This window comes from Labrenzia sp. R5_0 (assembly GCF_017743835.1).
GTDB classification, from domain to species: Bacteria; Pseudomonadota; Alphaproteobacteria; order Rhizobiales; family Stappiaceae; genus Roseibium; species Roseibium algicola.
In genome coordinates, this window is sequence record NZ_JAGHRK010000006.1 from 17175 (window position 1) to 35546 (window position 18372).

General features: G+C 50.8%; 19 protein-coding genes. 7 read left to right on the forward strand and 12 right to left on the reverse strand.

Features of this window, described 5'->3' with window-relative positions; genetic code table 11:
• Nucleotides 1–50 precede the first annotated feature (50 nt).
• The 5 genes from J7447_RS25375 (at nucleotide 51) to J7447_RS25395 (ending at nucleotide 6069) form a co-directional block, all read left to right on the forward strand.
• Nucleotides 51–1763 carry a ParB/RepB/Spo0J family partition protein gene (locus J7447_RS25375; RefSeq protein ID WP_209171353.1) on the forward strand — a complete coding sequence of 571 codons (1713 nt, stop codon included), beginning with the start codon at nucleotides 51–53 and terminating at the stop codon, nucleotides 1761–1763.
• 321 nt (nucleotides 1764–2084) lie between these two features.
• Nucleotides 2085–2930 (forward strand): type IV toxin-antitoxin system AbiEi family antitoxin domain-containing protein, encoded by an 846-nt coding sequence (locus J7447_RS25380; RefSeq protein WP_209171354.1) that lies wholly within the window; start codon nucleotides 2085–2087, stop codon nucleotides 2928–2930.
• Entirely contained in the window at nucleotides 2917–3825 is a 909-nt protein-coding gene (locus J7447_RS25385) for a nucleotidyl transferase AbiEii/AbiGii toxin family protein (RefSeq protein ID WP_209171355.1), read from the forward strand. The genes J7447_RS25380 and J7447_RS25385 overlap by 14 nt, the downstream gene beginning before the upstream one ends.
• A gap of 140 nt (nucleotides 3826–3965) precedes the next feature.
• The gene (locus tag J7447_RS25390; protein WP_209171356.1) at nucleotides 3966–4994 is read left to right on the forward strand and encodes a hypothetical protein; all 1029 of its coding nucleotides are present in this window, start codon (nucleotides 3966–3968) and stop codon (nucleotides 4992–4994) included.
• Between the two features lie 325 nt (nucleotides 4995–5319).
• Nucleotides 5320–6069 (forward strand): hypothetical protein, encoded by a 750-nt coding sequence (locus J7447_RS25395; RefSeq protein WP_209171357.1) that lies wholly within the window; start codon nucleotides 5320–5322, stop codon nucleotides 6067–6069.
• Here J7447_RS25395 and J7447_RS25400 read toward each other — a convergent pair.
• Nucleotides 6066–6422, reverse strand: coding sequence for a hypothetical protein (locus J7447_RS25400; protein WP_209171358.1), 357 nt, complete (start codon nucleotides 6420–6422; stop codon nucleotides 6066–6068). The two genes, J7447_RS25395 and J7447_RS25400, sit on opposite strands and share 4 nt — an antisense overlap.
• A gap of 158 nt (nucleotides 6423–6580) precedes the next feature.
• On the opposite strand from J7447_RS25400, the gene J7447_RS25405 reads away from it, so the two are divergent.
• Both J7447_RS25405 and J7447_RS25410 read left to right on the forward strand, forming a co-directional pair.
• Nucleotides 6581–7210 carry a recombinase family protein gene (locus J7447_RS25405; protein ID WP_209171359.1) on the forward strand — a complete coding sequence of 210 codons (630 nt, stop codon included), beginning with the start codon at nucleotides 6581–6583 and terminating at the stop codon, nucleotides 7208–7210.
• The gene (locus J7447_RS25410) at nucleotides 7207–7356 is read left to right on the forward strand and encodes a hypothetical protein (RefSeq protein WP_209171360.1); all 150 of its coding nucleotides are present in this window, start codon (nucleotides 7207–7209) and stop codon (nucleotides 7354–7356) included. Before J7447_RS25405 ends, J7447_RS25410 begins: the two co-directional genes overlap by 4 nt.
• A gap of 65 nt (nucleotides 7357–7421) precedes the next feature.
• Here J7447_RS25410 and J7447_RS25415 read toward each other — a convergent pair whose 3' ends face one another.
• The 11 genes from J7447_RS25415 to J7447_RS25465 all read right to left on the reverse strand — a co-directional run bounded on the left by J7447_RS25415 (nucleotide 7422) and on the right by J7447_RS25465 (nucleotide 18369).
• Nucleotides 7422–7604, reverse strand: coding sequence for a hypothetical protein (locus J7447_RS25415; RefSeq protein WP_209171361.1), 183 nt, complete (start codon nucleotides 7602–7604; stop codon nucleotides 7422–7424).
• A gap of 168 nt (nucleotides 7605–7772) precedes the next feature.
• Nucleotides 7773–8678 (reverse strand): DUF5677 domain-containing protein, encoded by a 906-nt coding sequence (locus tag J7447_RS25420; protein WP_209171362.1) that lies wholly within the window; start codon nucleotides 8676–8678, stop codon nucleotides 7773–7775.
• 50 nt (nucleotides 8679–8728) lie between these two features.
• A complete protein-coding gene (locus J7447_RS25425; RefSeq protein WP_209171363.1) occupies nucleotides 8729–10609 on the reverse strand; it encodes an antitoxin Xre/MbcA/ParS toxin-binding domain-containing protein in 1881 nt (626 codons plus the stop codon).
• Between the two features lie 395 nt (nucleotides 10610–11004).
• Nucleotides 11005–11394, reverse strand: a complete 390-nt coding sequence (locus J7447_RS25430) for a hypothetical protein (RefSeq protein ID WP_209171364.1) — start codon at nucleotides 11392–11394, stop codon at nucleotides 11005–11007.
• A 157-nt stretch (nucleotides 11395–11551) separates the two neighbouring features.
• Entirely contained in the window at nucleotides 11552–11947 is a 396-nt protein-coding gene (locus J7447_RS25435) for a hypothetical protein (protein ID WP_209171365.1), read from the reverse strand.
• Between the two features lie 34 nt (nucleotides 11948–11981).
• Entirely contained in the window at nucleotides 11982–12797 is an 816-nt protein-coding gene (locus J7447_RS25440) for a CBS domain-containing protein (protein ID WP_209171366.1), read from the reverse strand.
• 889 nt (nucleotides 12798–13686) lie between these two features.
• Complete coding sequence (locus J7447_RS25445; protein WP_209171367.1) at nucleotides 13687–14691, reverse strand: hypothetical protein; 1005 nt, start codon at nucleotides 14689–14691, stop codon at nucleotides 13687–13689.
• An 80-nt stretch (nucleotides 14692–14771) separates the two neighbouring features.
• Nucleotides 14772–16067 carry a relaxase gene (locus tag J7447_RS25450; RefSeq protein ID WP_209171368.1) on the reverse strand — a complete coding sequence of 432 codons (1296 nt, stop codon included), beginning with the start codon at nucleotides 16065–16067 and terminating at the stop codon, nucleotides 14772–14774.
• Complete coding sequence (locus tag J7447_RS25455) at nucleotides 16064–16456, reverse strand: hypothetical protein (protein WP_209171369.1); 393 nt, start codon at nucleotides 16454–16456, stop codon at nucleotides 16064–16066. The genes J7447_RS25450 and J7447_RS25455 overlap by 4 nt, the downstream gene beginning before the upstream one ends.
• 548 nt (nucleotides 16457–17004) lie before the next feature.
• On the reverse strand, nucleotides 17005–17352 hold the full coding sequence (locus J7447_RS25460) for a cupin domain-containing protein (RefSeq protein WP_209171370.1): 348 nt from the start codon (nucleotides 17350–17352) through the stop codon (nucleotides 17005–17007).
• A 12-nt stretch (nucleotides 17353–17364) separates the two neighbouring features.
• Complete coding sequence (locus J7447_RS25465; protein ID WP_209171371.1) at nucleotides 17365–18369, reverse strand: zinc-binding alcohol dehydrogenase family protein; 1005 nt, start codon at nucleotides 18367–18369, stop codon at nucleotides 17365–17367.
• Nucleotides 18370–18372 lie beyond the last annotated feature (3 nt).

Here is an 18372-nt window from a genome sequence, read left to right on the forward strand (position 1 = left end):
TGGCTTCGCGGGTGCAATTCCGCACCGCTTTATTGATAAGGAGAAACCAGATGAAACTTCAACATATTGAACTGAAAGACCTGAAAATCTCTCCCTTGAACGTCCGTAAACACGGGGCGAAGTCCGGAGAAGACCTGATCCCGAGCATCAAGGCCGTGGGGCTGATCCAGCCCTTGCTGGTGCGTCCCAATTGCGAAGGCTATGAAGTGATTGCCGGACAGCGCCGTTTGAACGCCTTGCAGGAAATCGCCAAAGACGAAGCCATCGAAGCCGTGCCTTGCGTCATCATGGATGACGGGGACGACGTAAAAGCCATCGAAGCCTCGCTGGCCGAGAATATTGCGCGGCTCCCCATGGACGTGCTGGATCAGTTTGAAGCCTTTCATTCCCTCTCGAAACAAGGTCAATCGACCAGCGATATCGCGCAGCATTTCGGGGTGAGTGAACGGCTGGTGGGTCAGCGCCTTGCGATTGCAAATCTATACGAGCCGATCCGTAATGCTTTTCGCCGCGAGGAGATCGGCAAGGACACGCTGCAAATCCTGACCATGGCCACCAAGCGCCAGCAAAAGGAATGGTACAAGCTCTTTACGTCCGAAGATGGTTACGCGCCCCAAGGCCACCGCCTGAAAAGCTGGCTCTTTGGCGGCGAGCAAATCCCTGTTTCAAACGCCCTGTTCGATATCGGGGATTTCAAAGGCAACATCGTTTCCGACCTGTTTGGCGAAGTACGATACTTTGCCGACCCGAAAATCTTTTGGGAGCAGCAAGGCATCGCCATTGCGCAGAAAGTTCAGGATTACCGAGATGAGGGATGGAACGAAGTCATCCTGCTTGAAGTCGGGGAGCGGTTCCTGTCGTGGGAATATGCCGATACGCCCATGGAAGAAGGCGGCAGGGTTTACATCCAGCTTTCCGCCGATGGTGAGGTCACGGCCTTCGAAGGCCAGCTTTCCCGCGCCGAGATCAAAAAGCGGGCGCAAGACGGAGAGGAGAAAACCGATGCGGTGCGTCCAGAGCTAACCAAGCCCATGCAAAACTATCTGGCTTTGCACCGCCATAGTGCGGTCAGGCTGGAATTGCTCGGTCATCAGGGCATTGCGCTCCGCCTGACCGCCGCGCAGATCATTGCCGGATCGGCGCTCTGGGGGGGCAAAGCCGAAGAGCAAAGAGCGGCAAGCGAGGCCATTGCCGGAAGCCTTGAGGCAAACAAGGCCGAAAGCCTCTTCGAGGCGGAGCGGCAGGAAGTCCGGACGTTGCTCGGGTTCGCAGAGAGCGAAAGTCCGACACTCGTGCCCCGCAAGGCCGACTGGCAGTACAAGCCCGATCTTTATGATCTGTTTGTCAGGCTGCTTGCGCTCGGTGATGAAGCCGTGATGCGCATTCTTGCTTTTGTCGCGGCAGAAACGCTTGCCGCCGATAGCGCAATGGTGGAAGCCCTTGGCCTGATGCTGGGTGTGGACATGAAACAGTACTGGCAGCCCGATGAGACGTTTTTCGGGCTTTTGAGGGACAAGGAAGCCATCAACGCCGCCGTGTCGGAATGTGCGGGCAAGGACGCTGCCGCTGCCAATCTCGCCGCAACCGCCAAGGCACAAAAGGAGGTGATCCGCAAAAGCCTTGCCGGAGAACGGACGGATGGCAAGCAGGACTGGCACCCCCGCTATATGGCCTTCCCGATGCAGGCCTACACACAGCGCGGCGGTATCGCGGCCATGGATCAGTGGAACGCGGTAAAGAGCCAGTTCGAAAACGCGGCCTAACCGTCAGTCACCCGCGCGTTCTGCTGAACGCGCGGGTGAGCGCGGGGACATGTATCAATGCCCTCTTCGGCGCAAAAAGGATATCAAATGATATCCTTTTTGCGTGCCTTCTGGCCTTCCCCACGGCGTTTAAAACCAGCTTTGTGCGCGTTCCGATATCCGGCGCACTGTTTTGAGGAAGGTATGAGATTGTTGGAAGGCAAATTAGAGGCTCTTGGGGGCGGGGTAGTTTGACTTTGGTTATATTTACTCAGTTTGTTTGAGGCTTTGGAGTAGTTTGCGAACTTGAGCGCAGTTTGAAAATAATGTAAAATACTCAGTATGGCTGAGCAAAATGCATCACTGCTAAACCGATTGGAAAAGGACCTGCCCGAAGGGCTGGTTGTAGATGCGGCTTGGCTGGAAGAGCGCGGGATAGCCAGCAATCTGCGTGCCTACTACGTCAAAAGCGGTTGGCTAGAACAACCCGTTCGTAGCGTCTACAGGCGCCCGCGAGGGACGCTAAGTTGGCAGCAAGTCATCATATCGCTTCAAACTGTACTTTTGAGAATGCCCCTTATCGTGGGTGGGCGGACGGCGCTGGAACTACAAGGATTTGCACATTACCTCTCGCACGAGATCAAGACAGTGCATCTCTACGGGCCGGAAAAACCGCCCGCCTGGCTGAAAAAGCTGAATCTTCCCCAGCGTTTTATCTATCACAACAGCGCGACATTATTCCGGAAAGATCCCATCACGTTCGGGTTGGGTAGCCTTGCCTTAAACATGGCACATGGCACCGAAAGCGATCTTCGGCAAGCGGGTCTAGCACAGGTCGAATGGGGGCAGTGGGATTGGCACATAACACTCTCGCTGCCGGAACGGGCTTACCTCGAAATGCTTGATGAACTGCCGAAACATGAGAGCTTCCATCAAGCCGATATGATCATGCAAAGCGCGGCAAATTTCAGCCCGAGGCGCTTACAAAAGCTGCTTGCCGATTGTGACAGTGTGAAGGCGAAGCGCCTGTTCTTTTTCTTTGCGGATCGCCACCAACATGCGTGGCTCAAACGTCTGGACAAGGCGGCAATCGATCTTGGCAAGGGCAAACGCATGCTTGTGCAAGGGGGACGGCTTGATCCGGTCTATCTGATAACCGTGCCGGAGGACCTCGATGCCGTTTCGTGATCAGTATCAGGGCCAGGTTCGCCTTCTCATGCGTCTTCTTCCCATTGTCGCGCGCGAAGACTGCTTTGCGCTCAAAGGCGGAACGGCCATCAATCTCTTCATCCGAAACCTGCCGCGCCTTTCGGTGGATATAGACCTCATGTATCTGCAGATACACGACAGACCAAAGGCCCTGGCCGAGATTGATGCGGCCATGAAACGGATTAAGGCGGCCGCCCTGTCTGAATTGCCTGGTGCACGGGTTACAGAAAATATTAGCGAGGGTGCCATCCTGCGCCTTCTAGTCATGGCTGACAGGACGCAGGTGAAAGTTGAGGTCTCGCCAGTGCTGCGCGGCGTGGTCAAAGAACCGCAAGTCATCCCTGTCTCCGAAGCCGTGGAAGAGGCTTTCGGCTTCGCGGAAACAAACGTTGTATCCTTTGAAGACCTATATGCCGGAAAGCTTGTCGCTGCGCTAGATCGCCAGCACCCGCGCGACCTGTTCGACGTTCGGGACCTGCTCGCAAATGAGGGGCTAACGGATGAATTGCGCGAGGCCTTCATTGTTTACCTACTGAGCCACAATCGCCCCATGGGTGAGGTGCTTTCCGGCCGCGTTAAAGACCTTGCCAGCGATTATCGCAACGGCTTCGAAGGGATGACCGAAGAGGATGTAGCAATCGAAGAGTTGATCAAAACCCAGCAGGAAATGATCGGCAAGCTGATCGGTGAAATGCCTGACCGGCACCGCGAATTTCTAATTGGCTTTGAGCGCGGAGAACCGGATTGGTCCTTACTCAACATTGCTCATGTCGCCGACCTTCCGGCCATACGCTGGCGGCAACATAATCTTGATAAGCTCAATGCTGATCAGAGGGCAGCCTTGGTAAAGCTGCTGGAAGCGGCTCTTAGGTGACCTGGGTAACGCAGAGATGTACGACTGCACATTGCCTCATCACCTCAAAGTTCTGGAAGAATGTGTCTACAAAGCTAAAGACTATTCTGATACAATTAATGGTCTATATAAGCCATAGAAATTCAATTTAGGAGGGAGCAATGTATCGTTTTGTCCTCTTTGTATTCGTGTGTGTGTTCTCAACAAACTCCAGTTCACAGAATTTGAACATTGAACGGATGTGTAACGCAGCACTCTCATCAGGTATTCGCGACAATTACATTCTTATGTCGGATCGCGAGATGTTGCATTTGTACCAAGCAAGAGTATGTGACGCCAAATTTGAAACCTATTCTTCGTACGCTCAAAATATGTCTAGCTCAGGTTTTAACTTGGAAATCGCTGACTCACTTTTGGGCCTGACGGGGGATAGTTCCGCGAAAAACCGATCTTTCACCGAGCGCTACAGTTCGTTTTGTGCTGCCGACGCGTCAGTGGAAACGTATTCAGATCGGTTTGTCCGTTATACTTCGACCGTTAGTCGTGAGCTTGCCACGAATTGGCGCTTGTGCAAGGAAAGCGCGCTCAACGCTTGGCTTAGCGTAAACAGTTATGGAATTTACCTTGACGTTACTCCGCAAGATGACTTTTCCCGGTTTTCTGTCCAACTAACTAGAAAGTCACCAGATACGCCTGCGATTCTAATCGAAAGTATTACGCCCGAAGGTGCGGTAACGTGTTTCCACGGTGGTAAATTGATACGGTTCGGGAGAACCCGTTTTGATACAAACGAATTTATACTTACCTGTGAAAAGCATCCTTTACGCAGCGTCTCCGTTGCAATCGATACCAGTGCCGGGAATTCCAATTTTGTCTTGGTCCCTGCACAGACTTCAAAGATTTTTGAATTGGAACAAGAAAACGCAGTATTAAGGCAAGCTATTGCCAAGACACGAGATACGCTTGAGGCACTCGATAAAAGGCAATTCGAATACGAAAACAAAGTTTCAGATGCGATGTCTGATTGGGGAAGCGAGAAAGCAACAACATCGGCGGAAAGCGATGAAGTAACAAGGTGTCCTAACGGATATTATGTCTCTGGAATCCGGAAAGTTCCGCAAGGAAGCGGTGAATGTAAACGTTGCTTAGTAGGCATTCGGTTTGAATGTCGCCAATTGAACGCGCCCTAGGTGTTTGATCCCAGATTTTGATGGTGCAGTCTTTTCTCCCAAATATAAGGATGCGCTGAACGACGCTATTGACACCATTTGATGGCGATACTGGATTTCGCGTGGGAACGGCAGGAAATTTTCAGTCTGTAGCATTCAACCCAGCGTGGAGCATACAATTGTCTACCGAATTGAAAGTGATCACATCGCCATACTCCGTTCGCTGGCAGGAAAACAAAATTAGAAAATTGTTCTTGGAAAATAGCCAACCTACCATTGCATTCAAATTTGCATTAACCACCAGAAACGCGGTAAAATATTGGAAACAATAAGTAAATGGTGATCGATGGTGTATTGGGAGGAATTCAACAAAGTCTCTGGCAGTGAGGCGCAAAAGCGTGCTCAGCTGGACTTTGACGACCATCAGAACGAAGCCGCTGGCCGGGACGTTGGCCGCATCAGGCGTTTTCTGACTGGTGCGCAGCATGATCCCGAGACAATCAAAAAACGCCGCGAAGAACAGGAAACTGCCTTTTACCTGGCAATCAAACACAATGCGGAATTGGCCCGGCTTTACGAAGAAGCCGCAGAACGCTTGCGTGAAACCCGCCAATTTCTGGATGATACACGGGAAAAGCTTGTTGCGATCCGTGCCGGGATCGAAGCGCAGGAGCAGGACATTCTTTCCCGCGCAGCGCGCCTGCCGGACGGCACGCTGGTGTTTCTGGGCGAAGATGGCCGCGCCTATACGCGCGATGGCAAACTCAGCGATGATCCGGCCGCACAAAACATTATCTGGCAGAACCATCATGCCACGCTTTCGGAAATCCAGCTTTCCGACCAGCGCCGAGAACTTCTGGAGCAGGCGGAAGTGAAGGTGAACGCGCATGACGCTGAACTCGGCAGCTTGGAAGAGCGCTATAAAAACACCGACGATCTCACCGCTGATGACTTGAAGGACATAAGCAAACAGGTCGAAGAGATTAGCTCCGACCTGTCAAAAAGCATGGAAGCGCTTCATCAGGCTACAGCAAGCCCCGCGCCGCAGACTGCCATATCGGTTCCTGCGCAAATTCGCGGACTGGATAACCTCTAGCGCTTGGGATAGCTCCCGCATTTCTTCTCGATAATTGCAACAAGAACGGCCGTCGGCGGAAACTCCGCATTCTCGGCGATCACCTTGAGAATCTGTTCGTTACGCTCGTCAGAGTTGCTTACGTACCAGTCATCCAGACATTTCTGGATGCTCTTGTCGGTTTGCGAGGCAATGGCGCTGGCCATCATCATGGAGGTGACGATGAAGCCAGCTTGTGATTTTTCGCTCCATTCCTGAAAGTAATGCCCCGTCGCGGGGGAAGGGTCTGTTTTGTCTTCGGCTCGTAATGGCGAAGATATTGCAAAGGATATTAAAGTAATAATTGCAATATTCTTCGAAATAATCGATAACAATAACGATGGTTTTTGTTAAACTATACTTATAGAAAATAATAGTGGAATTTATGCTGTGTCCAAAGCCGCAAAGCCCCGGTTTCTCTCAATCACAATCTGAGGAAAGATCGTCATGCAGGTTTCACAAAAACCATCGTTTTTGTGAAGCGGAAAAGCGCATGAAACAGCCAGTTTCCGGTCAATCTCGCCTGATCGGTTATGCCCGCGTATCCACCAATGATCAAAACCCCGATTTGCAGGTCGAGGCGCTTAAAAAGCAGGGCTGCCAACATATTTTCGTGGAAAGCGCATCTGGCGCGGTTTGGGAACGGCCCGTGCTCGATGCAACGCTCAAAGAGCTGCGCGCGGGCGACACGCTGGTGATATGGCGGCTTTCACGGCTCGCACGGTCCTTGCGCCATAGCATCTATCTGGCGGACTTTCTGCACACCCATGGTGTCGGCCTGAAAGTGCTGGATCAGGCGATTGACACGACAACGCCCGCCGGACGGCTCTTCTTTCATATCATCGCAGCCTATGACGAGTTCCAGCGCGAAATTATCGCCGAGAACACGATTGCGGGCCTCAAGGCCGCGCAGCAGCGGGGCAAGACCCTGGGCCGCCCGCGCAAGATGGATGAGCGCCAGGCGCGTGAAGCCATGGAAATCATGATCCTGAACGAGCTGAATTTTGCCGATACCGCCGCGCTGTTTGAGGTTTCGCACATGACGCTGCGCCGCGCTTTCAGCCAATACGGGCTGGAAGAACCGGAAGTATCACAAATATCAAAAGAAGGAGAAACCCCATGAGCAATGACGAAGACTACGAGCTATCCCCCGACGAACGCGCCAATCTGGAAGCCATGGCCCGGTTGGTGCGCGATATGACAGGAACAGACCTGACGAAATTGTCGGCAGAGGAACTGGCAAGCCTGCTGAGTGGAAGCCGGGCGTGACACAGTTGTGAAACGTAGCAACAACGCCAGAAACTCCGGCATTGCCGCGAAGGTTAGTGCTGACGCTAAAAGCCCGGCGCGGGGCGTGAAGCCAGTTCCGCTTCGATATTGCGCTGTGATGCCAGAGCGATTTCGCGCTCATGCGAGCCGCGCGGAGCGGCAGCCAGGGCGTTAAAAGCCTCGCGGAGAAGACTGTGCAGCTCGGATGTGCTGCGTTTCGCCGCTTCAAATCGCGTGATGAGTTTCATTTGATCCTCCTTGAGTTCAAGGAGGCCCCGACCATCGGAGCCTTTCGGCCCCGGCTCACACACCATCATCAGGGGTAACAAGGCATCCGCATGGATCGGCGGAAAACGCCAACCCAAAGCGGGGATCAAATTGAAGAGGTTCTGCGTTCTATGAGGGGAAATATGCAGTTATAACTGACGCATTCGTTGTTTATTTCTTAGTCTTCTGTCGGACTTTCGTCCTTGTTCTATCTCAACATTAGTTTTTATTTCTTTGAGGCTTAGGAGCGGAGTGGCGGTTTCGGCGTCTGGAAAAATTGTCAAATGCTCGTCCACCACATGCGATAGATGAGTAAGGGCAGCTTCGATAGCAAGCATCATGTAGTTTTTTTCCAGACGCGTTTCTACGCCAACGCCCAGATCATTTTCCCCCATGCGGAAATAGGAAAGTGGACCTGTATGAGTATGTTGAGACAAGAAACGATAGAAAGTTCTGAAGCTTTCTTGCTCTATGCCCATTTCGACAAGAACGTCATCTTGGATATAGGGTGTTTTCTCACCTTTTAAGGCTTCTTTTTTCTTTTTGTCGCTTAAAGCTGCGAGATAGCTATTAGAGTCGAATTTTCTCAGTAGGTCGTCGAAAACTTCTTTGTTAGCTGAAAAGCTCTCCGGGAAAAGCTTACGTCTTGAGCCATAGTCGTGGAGGCAGAGCAAAATATATCGACCTTCACGAACGGGTTCCGAGACGTTGCTGCCGCAAAGCCAGTGATAAGCAAGAGTTGCTTCTAGGAGGTTCCGGACAAGGGAAGCGACTGCACTGAAGTCCCAATGTTCTCCGGGCTTTGGTTTGGGCAATAATTTCTCGATGCTTTTTGCTGTCACAGAAATTCGGGTAAATAGAACAGATGCCCAATACATTCTGACGCCAGTGGACGGAAAGCCACCAGAGCCCAGCGAAATGCGGTTAGCACGCTTGGTTAGCGCTAGAAATTCAGATCGCTTTCTGACGTAACGTTTGGTTACTTTCCTAATATCAATTCTTTCGTAATCATCAGGAAACGTTTCTGTTTCGTCCGGCGCTGCGTTCTTAGACATAACCTGTCCTTAGTGTCAAAGTCGTCGAAGGTCATATTATTCGAAGAATACTAAGTCCGGCGCCTCTTGTTCCCAAATTCGGTCGCCCAAAGCTTCAATTTTTTGAGCGCGATGCCGTACGTACGTTCACATTGGCAAAAATCGATAGCGCTCTGACGTTGGAAGTCATCGTCCCGCCCATGCAGGAAGGCTTTAGAACGTTGAGTTCCGAGCTGACTTATCGCTTCTGCTCCCAGGCTTTTACGCCAGTGCTCAGCTTCTATTTCTGCCCGTTTCTTCCGTTCAATTCGATAAAGAATATCTTTGGCTTTTGTTACACCTTCGGAATTACTGTATGCCGCTTCCAGCGGTGTCCGGCCATTTAACTCACCATTTGGTTCATTGAGCCATTTTTCGCTTTCATCTTCGGGAAAAAACTTAGATGCGAGAGCTTTCACTTCTTCCTGACGGTCTGTTTTTATTTTCTCCTGCCGCTCGGAAAGCATTTCTTCCCTTGCGGCGCATTTAGCTTCAAGCGCCCTTTTGCGCCTTTGGTATTCTTTTTCGATGGGGAGATCGAGTAAGTTTAGTACGTTTGATCGGCGCAACTCAAATACACCAACAATAGACCGCAATTGAGCCTCGATTTTTTTGCGTGTACTGCTTACGTCGATCAGCTCGCCATAGGTCTTATTGTAACCATTTGCGATTTTATGCAGCCAGTTTTTGCTGGTTTCTCGCCCCCGTTCCTCAAAAGGGATTTCATTGAGAATCCAATTCACGGTTTCGGTGATGTGTTTGACAGCAGCTTTACGTTCGCGTTCTTCGAGGTCCCACTCGAACCAAGCCGAAACATAAGTTTCTCTCAATGCGAACCCGTGGTGCATTTTCATCACGACTTCGCTGTCGCAAAGATATTCCAGATACGTTTCCACCGCTCGCCAGGGCGCGGCGAAACTCCCGTCAATTTTCCTGGCGGCGGCTTCAACACCCCTTTTGAGATATTGAAATTCTTTCCTGACGAGCTGTTGTTTTTCCAAGAATTTTACAGCACCAACAGCTCTAATGAGATGACTTCCTGCCCCTCGTTCGAATAGTAGATCGGCAAGAACAATTGATTGCCAATGAGCTGGCTCTGTTATGAAACAAGCTGCACCAGGAACGTCAATCCCGATATGTTGTTCAATGCCGATAGCCCTCAGAGCGGGAAAACAACCTATTTGAGAGGAGCTGTGCGGTCTAAGCGCAACATCCCTATAAAGTTTCAGTTTTCTTAGAGCTTCATTATTTAATCGCTTCTCCTTCGCGGCCCGGCTGGCTTCTGCTTCTTTTTCCATCGAATCTATTTTGTCTTCGATAGCCTTGTTGAAAAGCCATTTTCTTGGAGCCCCGCGAATAACCGCTTCCTTCACCTCTTCTGGCGAGGCATCACGCCTTAATCGTGATAAATCTATTTCCATTGCCGCAATGCCACCATTGCGAATATGAGCAATTTTTTCATCGTTGCAGGCATGCGTGACGAGGATTTCAACGAGCAGTTCATGGCTTTTGGCGGTTACGTAGAGATCGGGAATGATCGAGGAAAATTCTCGTGCCTCCTCACGTGCGCTGTCTAAGGCGACTTCTTTGGCTTCTGAAAGCGTTTCAATATTGGAGCCGAAGGCGGCAATCCGTTTGGGAACAAGCAAAGTCTTGCTCTCGGCAATGATTTGTTTCGCAAGTTTATGAAGCGCTGTTTCAGGAGCACCCGCACATTCAGTTAACGTATGGTGAGCAAAGTGCGGAGTAGCGGCGCGTGTCTTCGCAATCAGCCTGCTACCGCACGCGCCAGGGCAAATACACGCGCACGCAAGACCATTCTTCGCAGTTGAAATATGGACAAGGTTTCCGTCAGCAGCTTGACCATAGACCAGTTTAGCTTTGTCGGAGCCGAAAGCATCATGATTGGTCAAAGTTTTGCTCCCGAGAAACTGACATCGAAGAATAATACAGAACCTTGGCGTGCAAAGTGAAGCTAACTCCTCTTTTTTAGAATTTAGCTCAGCTCAGGCGTGATGAGTTTCATTTGATCCTCCTTGGGTTCAAGGAGGCCCCGACCATCGGAGCCTTTCGGCCTCGGCTCACACACCATCATCAGGGGTAACAAGGCATCCGCATGGAATGGCGGCATTTGCCGAACGTAAAACGGGGATTAAATGGAAAGAAATCTGGAAATTTTGAAGCTTAAGAAATCGTGCTTCCTCCGCGGCGTATGAAAGTACGAGCCCAAAAAATCGGCTGCTCTCGGTTGCGGCAAATCGTCGAGGCAGCCGAAGTCTATGGTCTGCGTGAATGCAGTATTACGTGTTCATGCGAACATATTCAGCGGCCAGGGGATCTCGCCGCCTGCGATTTTGATATCTCTGTCAACAATGGTACCGCCCGAAGACAAGTCGTACTCGACTGGTCCTTCTGACGCGTGAATCCGTATGCCCTGCGCCCAATCGGGAAGTACACCTTCCCAATGTGCGGTAATTTCCGTTTCCACCCTCTCGGCGTGACCTCGCGGCGGCAAAGCCACGAAATCAAAATCAACATATCCATCCTTCGGGGAGGTCACATAGATATAGGGAACCAATTGCCCATCGGTCCAACGCGTTGTGGGAACCATACCTTTTGCGTTTATCAAGGTGATCGGCGGGTTGGTTTTGAATAGTACGTGCGAAATATCAGTTACACGAAGTATTTTCGTATACATGGGTCGTCCTCCGTCAATTTGTCCGGAGCCTGGTAGAAATCCGGCTATCGCCGCATTGCTACTTTGACGTTTTTACACATCGAAATCAACTTTTGATGGATTTTAGGGCTAATTGGCTTGTGACGCTTGGGGCGATTTAGAAACCAGTGGGCGCAAATTACGGAAGAACCGTCCCGCCATGCGCACTCAACAGGGCACGCACGTCTTCCTCGGTTTCGGTGACATATTGCCGATATCCCATGATCTTGATAGCTGATCGAGCTCCTCCGACACGCTGGCTATTTGTTAAGGGCATGGGCCCCACAGCTTTTCGAGCATCGAACCAGATTTGAGAACCGTCCCGGCCCGTCAGAAAAACGAATGTAGGCAGTTCAGCTTTGATAGCTATGACGACCTGAGAGAGTGGTTCTTTGACGAACTGTGTGTAGGCCCAGTCAATTCGGGTCTGAGCGCCTTCAGAAATAGATTCCCCATAAACTGCCCGTCGCGCTCGGATTACCAAAGAACCATCAATTTTCACGCTTGAATTATCAGTACCTGTGAGCGTAATCATGTCGACCCTCCTACTGAAAAATTAAAACTTGTCGTTATTGACTTTCTTTTACGTCAGGTGCCTTTACGCCAATCAAAACCGAGAGGAAGGAATCGACCACGTCTCGGTATCTGATAATTCCTTTGAAAACGCCGAGCTCATCTGTGACGACCAGAAAGTCCGCTTCTGTTGTTTGGAACTTGGCAAATGCCTCTTGCAGCGTTTGATTTTCATTGATGGCCGCTTCAAAACCTTCCCCGGCAGTAATCCGCTTGTCAGGAAACTTTAGCGAAGCACCAAAGATTGTGAGCGTCAGTATTTTTTCGGAAATGGTATTTACGGGCGTTTTTTCATCTACTTTAAGAAATGACCACATGGACAAAGCTTCCAGATAAAAGCTGTCGTCGTAGGTGCCAAGATACCTGTTGTTGTCATCAAGCACGATGACACCAGATAATTTTCCGCATGCTATTGAGCTTTTTATCGCCCAAGAGACATCTACGATGAACTTATCGAGTTTCTCCTTTTCTTTAGGAATAATAGAAGTCTTCAAAACAAAGAGCTCGGAGCAAGACTCGAAGTGGGCAAACAAGTCAGCATCCGATAAGTCCGAAGCTTTATCGTCGGTAACTCTTACGAGCTCCGGAATGCCAATCTTTAACGCGGAAACTGGTTTGCTGGCTTCAACGTTAAATTTTGCAGACAGGCCAAAGCCGGTAAACTCTGAAATGTTGTTGCTTTGAATCCAGACAAGCAAGGTCGGTAGAAATATTATTGCGCCTAACAGAGTATCTCCTACGTCATTCTTGACGAATTTTTTGAATAGGAGAGCCGCTACGACGCACGCCGCAAAAATCAGAAAATACTGCATCTGAATGCACCAAAAATTTGAGACCAAGAGCTACTTTAGGCGTCATCCCGGCGAACGCACGATGGGCAATGATCCGCCTGAAGGAGTTGTTCTGCACGCACTAGGGGAAACAGCCTCCGCCAACGTAATCCCTAAAATAAACTTTGACTCTTCCGACTGCACCGACATCGCGTTTCCCCCAAAAGAGGCAACCAGTCGTCGTAAATTTAGCAATGCATGCAGCATACAATCTACGGAAGATATTTACAAACACAGCGGGTTGTTACCGACGGCTAACGTTTGGATTGCGCCTGCAATCTCCGAAACTTCATCGCTTCAAATCGCGTGATGAGTTTCATTTGATCCTCCTCTAAGTTCAAGGAGGACCCGGCACACACACCATCATCAGGGGTAAAAGGCATCCGTATGGTTCGGCGGCTAACGCCAACCCAAAGCGGGGATCACATTTGAAAAGAAATCGGTTTAGGCGGCGGAGTTTTCACAGCCGGAGATCAACGAGAACAGGGACATTCCATCCAGTTCAGGGACTTTATTCCTGTAACTAAATTTACAGTTTGGAGTTGGAAGTATCGAATTTACCTATAGGGGTTTAACTATTTTTGATTTAACTTGCTTGAATGCGTAATTGTAACGAATTTTTAAGAAATATTTACTATAATTAAAGGTATTAGATGTGGTGAAATACAATTGAGAGGCTGGAGTATGAAGAGTGAAAACCTTGACGATACGTACATATTAAATAGCAAAAAGACTGGAAGACCAGTTGAGCCATGCGCTGATCTATTTAACAAAATGGGGCAGGAGGCTCCCGAAGTTCCCGAAAAACTTCTAGAGGAATATAAGCCAATAGCTCCTACCGCAATTCCCAGGTTAAACAGTACGTTTTGACTTATCTACGGTTCCCTACGCCAAATATGTCTAGTAATGTTTTTCCAGTTGAGACACCTGAGAGTGTTTCCCAAGCTACTTGTCCCGGAGACTTGTATACATAGCTTGCAAAATCGCCTTTATTGTTAGCTGTTAAGTTAAATGCAGGTTTTTGCGAATCTTTCATAAAAGTAAAAAAGGAAACGCCATCGTCAGCAATTCCGGACATCAAACGGACTTGACCTTTCTCATTTAACATTTTCAACACGAACGGCGAGAGTTCGGAGACAGCGCTACCCATAACAAATCTCGGAACACCATACTCATCACCCATCTGGTAAAAACTACGGCCATCAATGTCGCCTAGAAACGTCAAAGTCTTTCCATTCTTTCCGAGATTAATAAAACCTGAATGTCCTTCAGAAGTGGATAAAATTCTAACGTTTTCATCATTGGTAGTCGGGTTGATTAGGTGAATAGCATGAAGGTTTTGTTGCGCCTTTAAAACAATTGCTGGCTTTTCGTTCGGTGAAGCTACTAATAGTCCCGCACCGCTTTCGTTTGGAGCGTTTCCATTAGTGCCCATACTAATTCTGGTTTTCCCATTCTTATCTTTCAGGCGAATGGCTGACCCTCCTTGATCATTTATGCCCACAAAAACACGTTCAGTTCCCGAGGCATCATAAAAGACCTGCCTAAATGTACCGTCTTCATTGAAATACAATGAGATCTTGGCATCACTACCAGCGTGCTTTACTGTCACAGAGTCGAATGTTGGATTCTTAAGCATGGCATCATAGCGCTTTTCGATATCTAATTGAATTATTTTTAAATCGGCGTGAATCTTCGAAATTTTCTCATTTAGTATTTTTACACTCTCACCAATATTTTTTACTTCTGTGGCAGTTATTTTTACTTCTAGTGCTTTGCATTGTATTTCGTATAATGAGTAGCCGCAAAACAGGGCGAAAACACCTGCTAAAACCATAGGAGTAAGATGTAGAAATTTTGATTTCATGATAACCATGACTAAACTGTCTCCCAACGCGAATTTCAGTGGCGGGTGCCTAGGATGTGAATTCAATCCTAAATTGCTTCTTCATGCCACTATAATTCAAAATCCGGCCCGCGCTGGTCCCGCTGCCGAGAGCGCGGCGCTTCCGCGTTTTTGCGTTGATGCTGGGGCGGCTGGCCGCCCATTTCCATGAAGTGCGCGACATCGCGGTTTAGCGCCCGGATCTGCGCTTGTTGCTTTTCACGGGCCTGCACGATCTTGCGCTGTAAAGCCCGGCGTTCAGTGAGTTGGCGTTGAATGGTCACGTGTTTTTCAGCGCGGTCACGCTGGCGCGTCCGTTCGATTTCCGCCTCGTTCTCTTTGCGGATTTTCCGGTTTTTGCCCGTGACCCAGCCCCATAGGCCGCGAATGCCCTTCGGGGTACGCTCAGCCCGTTTGCGCTCTTCTTCCAGCCAGCGCGTCTCTTGCTGCGCTTTGAGCTGGGCTCTGGCCTTGCGGTGCCGCTGCACCATTTGTTCGCGCTGGAACTGTGCAGCCAAGTTTTGCTTGCGCGCGCGGGCTTCCTCTTCCTTTGCCCAGGCTTTGAGCTTCGGCGTCATCCGCTCGGCAATATGGGCCTTGGCAGTCTGTGTTGATTGCAGCTCTTTAGGATCGCCAAGCCGATCCTGTAGAGCTTTGGTCTTTGCGCCTGTGGCCCGGCTCAGGGAATAGACCTCTCCGCGCCAATCAACGGCGACAAAACCCCGCCGATCACCCTTGGCTAGGAAATAGCCTTGCTGGCGCAGAGCCGCCTCGAAGGATTGCCGGGAGTCAGAGGACTTCCAACAGTGCTGGAGCATCTGTTTGATGGCTTTCGGGTCTTGCTTTGTGCGCTTTGCTTGCTGCCATTCTTCGCGGGTAAAACTGAGCGGATCGCGGTTTCGGCCATGCTTGAAACCGTCCGGCAACGCCCAGCCATGCTCAAGATAGAGATCATGGGCGATGCCGTTCAGCCTGCGCTTGTAGTGGGAAAGGTTGACCGCTTTCATTTCATCGCTGTTAATCCGGCTCCAGACCGCATGGGCGTGACGGCGGCCTTCTTTCTCATGAAAGACGATGGCGCGCGGCTGACCATCCAGGCCAAGCTCGCCTTCGATCCGGCCAATGGCAGCTTCGAAAACCTCAACAGGTACGTCTTCGTTTTGCGGCGGGCTCAGGCTGAGCGAGAAGAGATGGTTTTTGCAGCGCGTACCTTTGGCAATGGCGGTGCTTTCCTGCATAGCCCCGTGCAGATCGTCGCTGATAAAGCCGCGCAGCTCATGCAGCTCGATATGTTCGTTCTCCACGCCCATCATCAGGTGGTTGGCAAGTTCCTTTGCATTGCCGCGCTCATTGCCCTTGAGGATCATGGGCAGCCTCCATCCAGGCCAAGCGCCTCAATCAACGCCGCGCGCATTTGCGCGATATCGGCACAAGCTTCCCGCAGTTCCGCCTCGATTTCAGGGTGGACAGGCAAAGTGCCTGTATTCACCGCGCGGGCGAGCTGATTGAGGTTGGAGGAAAGATGCGAGCCGCCCAGTGCCGCCAGCACGCGGCCAAGGGCTTCATGGTCTTTGACCGGATTGGTGCTCCGCCGCCGGACTTTCGGAAGCTCCTCGTCAAATAAGATGGCTCTAATATACGCCCCGAGTGGCACGCCATTCGCGGCAGCGTCCAGTTTCGCCCGTTCTTCGAAGGTCAGACGTAGCGAGAACGGGGGCGGGGTTTTAACTGTTCGTCTCTGAAACTCGTACTTCATGTCGGGTCTCCTCAGGACCCGGCATGACGGCGAAAACAACTCCCAGTTCGATTTTCTTGTTTAGTTCAAATCTCAAGGGTCGTAACGCCACGCCGAGAAATCATGGGCATTCAAGAGCGAGTTAAGTTGGTTGCGAACCCCCGCAACCAACTTATTTTTCTCACCATCATTCTTGCCCAGTAGGTCAACATGGTTGCGTGCTCCCGCAACCAAATAAACAAAAGGCCGCCCAAAAAGGGCGGCCTTTGTCGTATTCGGTAACGGATACAGATTTTAAACTGACCAGCGCTCCCACAAAAAGCGCTATGCCCGACGCCCAAGGCCAAAAAACGCTCAAAGCCTGCTCCCGCAACCAAATAAACAAAAAGGCCGTCCAAAAAGGGCGGCCTTTTTTGTTGGATCACAGCGGGGGCAGGGCGGAAGAACGACGCAGCGGGGCAGAATACTCTCAAAGCCGGTGACAGGCCCAAATAAAAAGCCTGTTCACACAGACACCAACCTGACAGGTCACCGAAACAAGAGCCACGACCGGTTAACCCAAAGGCCTTCTAGAGACTTTTGACTGTTTCCTCCATCGCCAGAAGGATGGTGGCCGGTTGGTTTGTCCTGTTTTCGAGAGCTCTTGGTTCATTTGGAGATAGAACGCAGGAATCCAGTGGTCCAAGGGTCACCACTTCATTTCCATTGGTGATGGTGACCTGGCCGGAAATGACCACATAGATCTTTTCTTGTGGGGACGCCTTGAGAGACGTGTGGCCTCCAGGAAGTAGATGGGACAGTCCTACCCACATAGAGTGCGTTGACGTTGCCTCCTTTCCCTGAAGACGAAGGCACGCCATCGCATAGTGTTCCGGCGCCTCATATTGCTGCGCGCTGTCAATGCGGGTTACCTGCATGTGCGTTTTCTTCTAAGGCTTGAGGATAACCCGCTCAGGCGTTGCACGCAGAACTGAAGCGTAGGCCTTGGCGGCGTCGTCAAATCCGTAGACGGCTTCCGGATTGATCGGGAAAGGCTTCAGAACACCGGCCTCGAACTTCGGCTTTAGCACGTCGAAGATCTTCGCGCCGTACACACTGTCGAGCGCCAATGTATCGATACCGATGAACTTGTGACGCCCGCGGAAAAACGTGAAGATGTCGAAGTCTACCGCCCGGTCGAACGTGGAGATGAAGACCTGACGCCCCTGTTTTGCAAGCGCCTTGTTGGCCATTTCGAAATAGGGGCTTCCGACGGTGTTGAAGACGATATCAGCGCCCCGTCCCCCGGTCTTTTCGCGAACCAGGTCAGCGACGTCCTGAGAAGAGCTGTCGAACATTTCGATGGTTTGCGCACTATGGCCGAGAAATTCCATGGGCTTGTATTCGATACCGAACACTGTTGCACCTGCCATCGTCGCAAGCTGGATTGCAGCCTGTCCGACCTTGCCGTTGGCCCCGCAAACCAGGACATTGTCCCATGGCTGGACGCCGCCAGCTTCCCGCAGACCTTCAAAGGCGGTTATGAAGGGAACACCGATCGAGCCGGCTTCTTCCATGCTGAAGTTGACCGGTTTTTCGCGTACGGCGGCCTGTGGCAAGGCCATATACTTGGCGTGAGAACCGTTTTGAGTGATGCCGAGTTCTCCGCCTCCTCCCCAGATTTCCTTGCCGATCAGATGTGCTGGTCCATCAACTACAACGCCTGCAAAATCGCGACCGGGAACTCTTGGCCAAACCGCATGCGGCATATGGCCGAGAGACGCCTTCACGTCTGAAGGATTTACACCAGCTGCCCTGATTTCAACCAAGACCTGACCCGGCCCGTGCTGTGGTATTGCCGGTTCGATCACGTCGATCAGAAGATTGTCCAGATCCGGCGACTTTTCCGTCACCCAAAGGGCCTTGCCGGTGACTGTCTTGCTTTGAACGTTCATGGC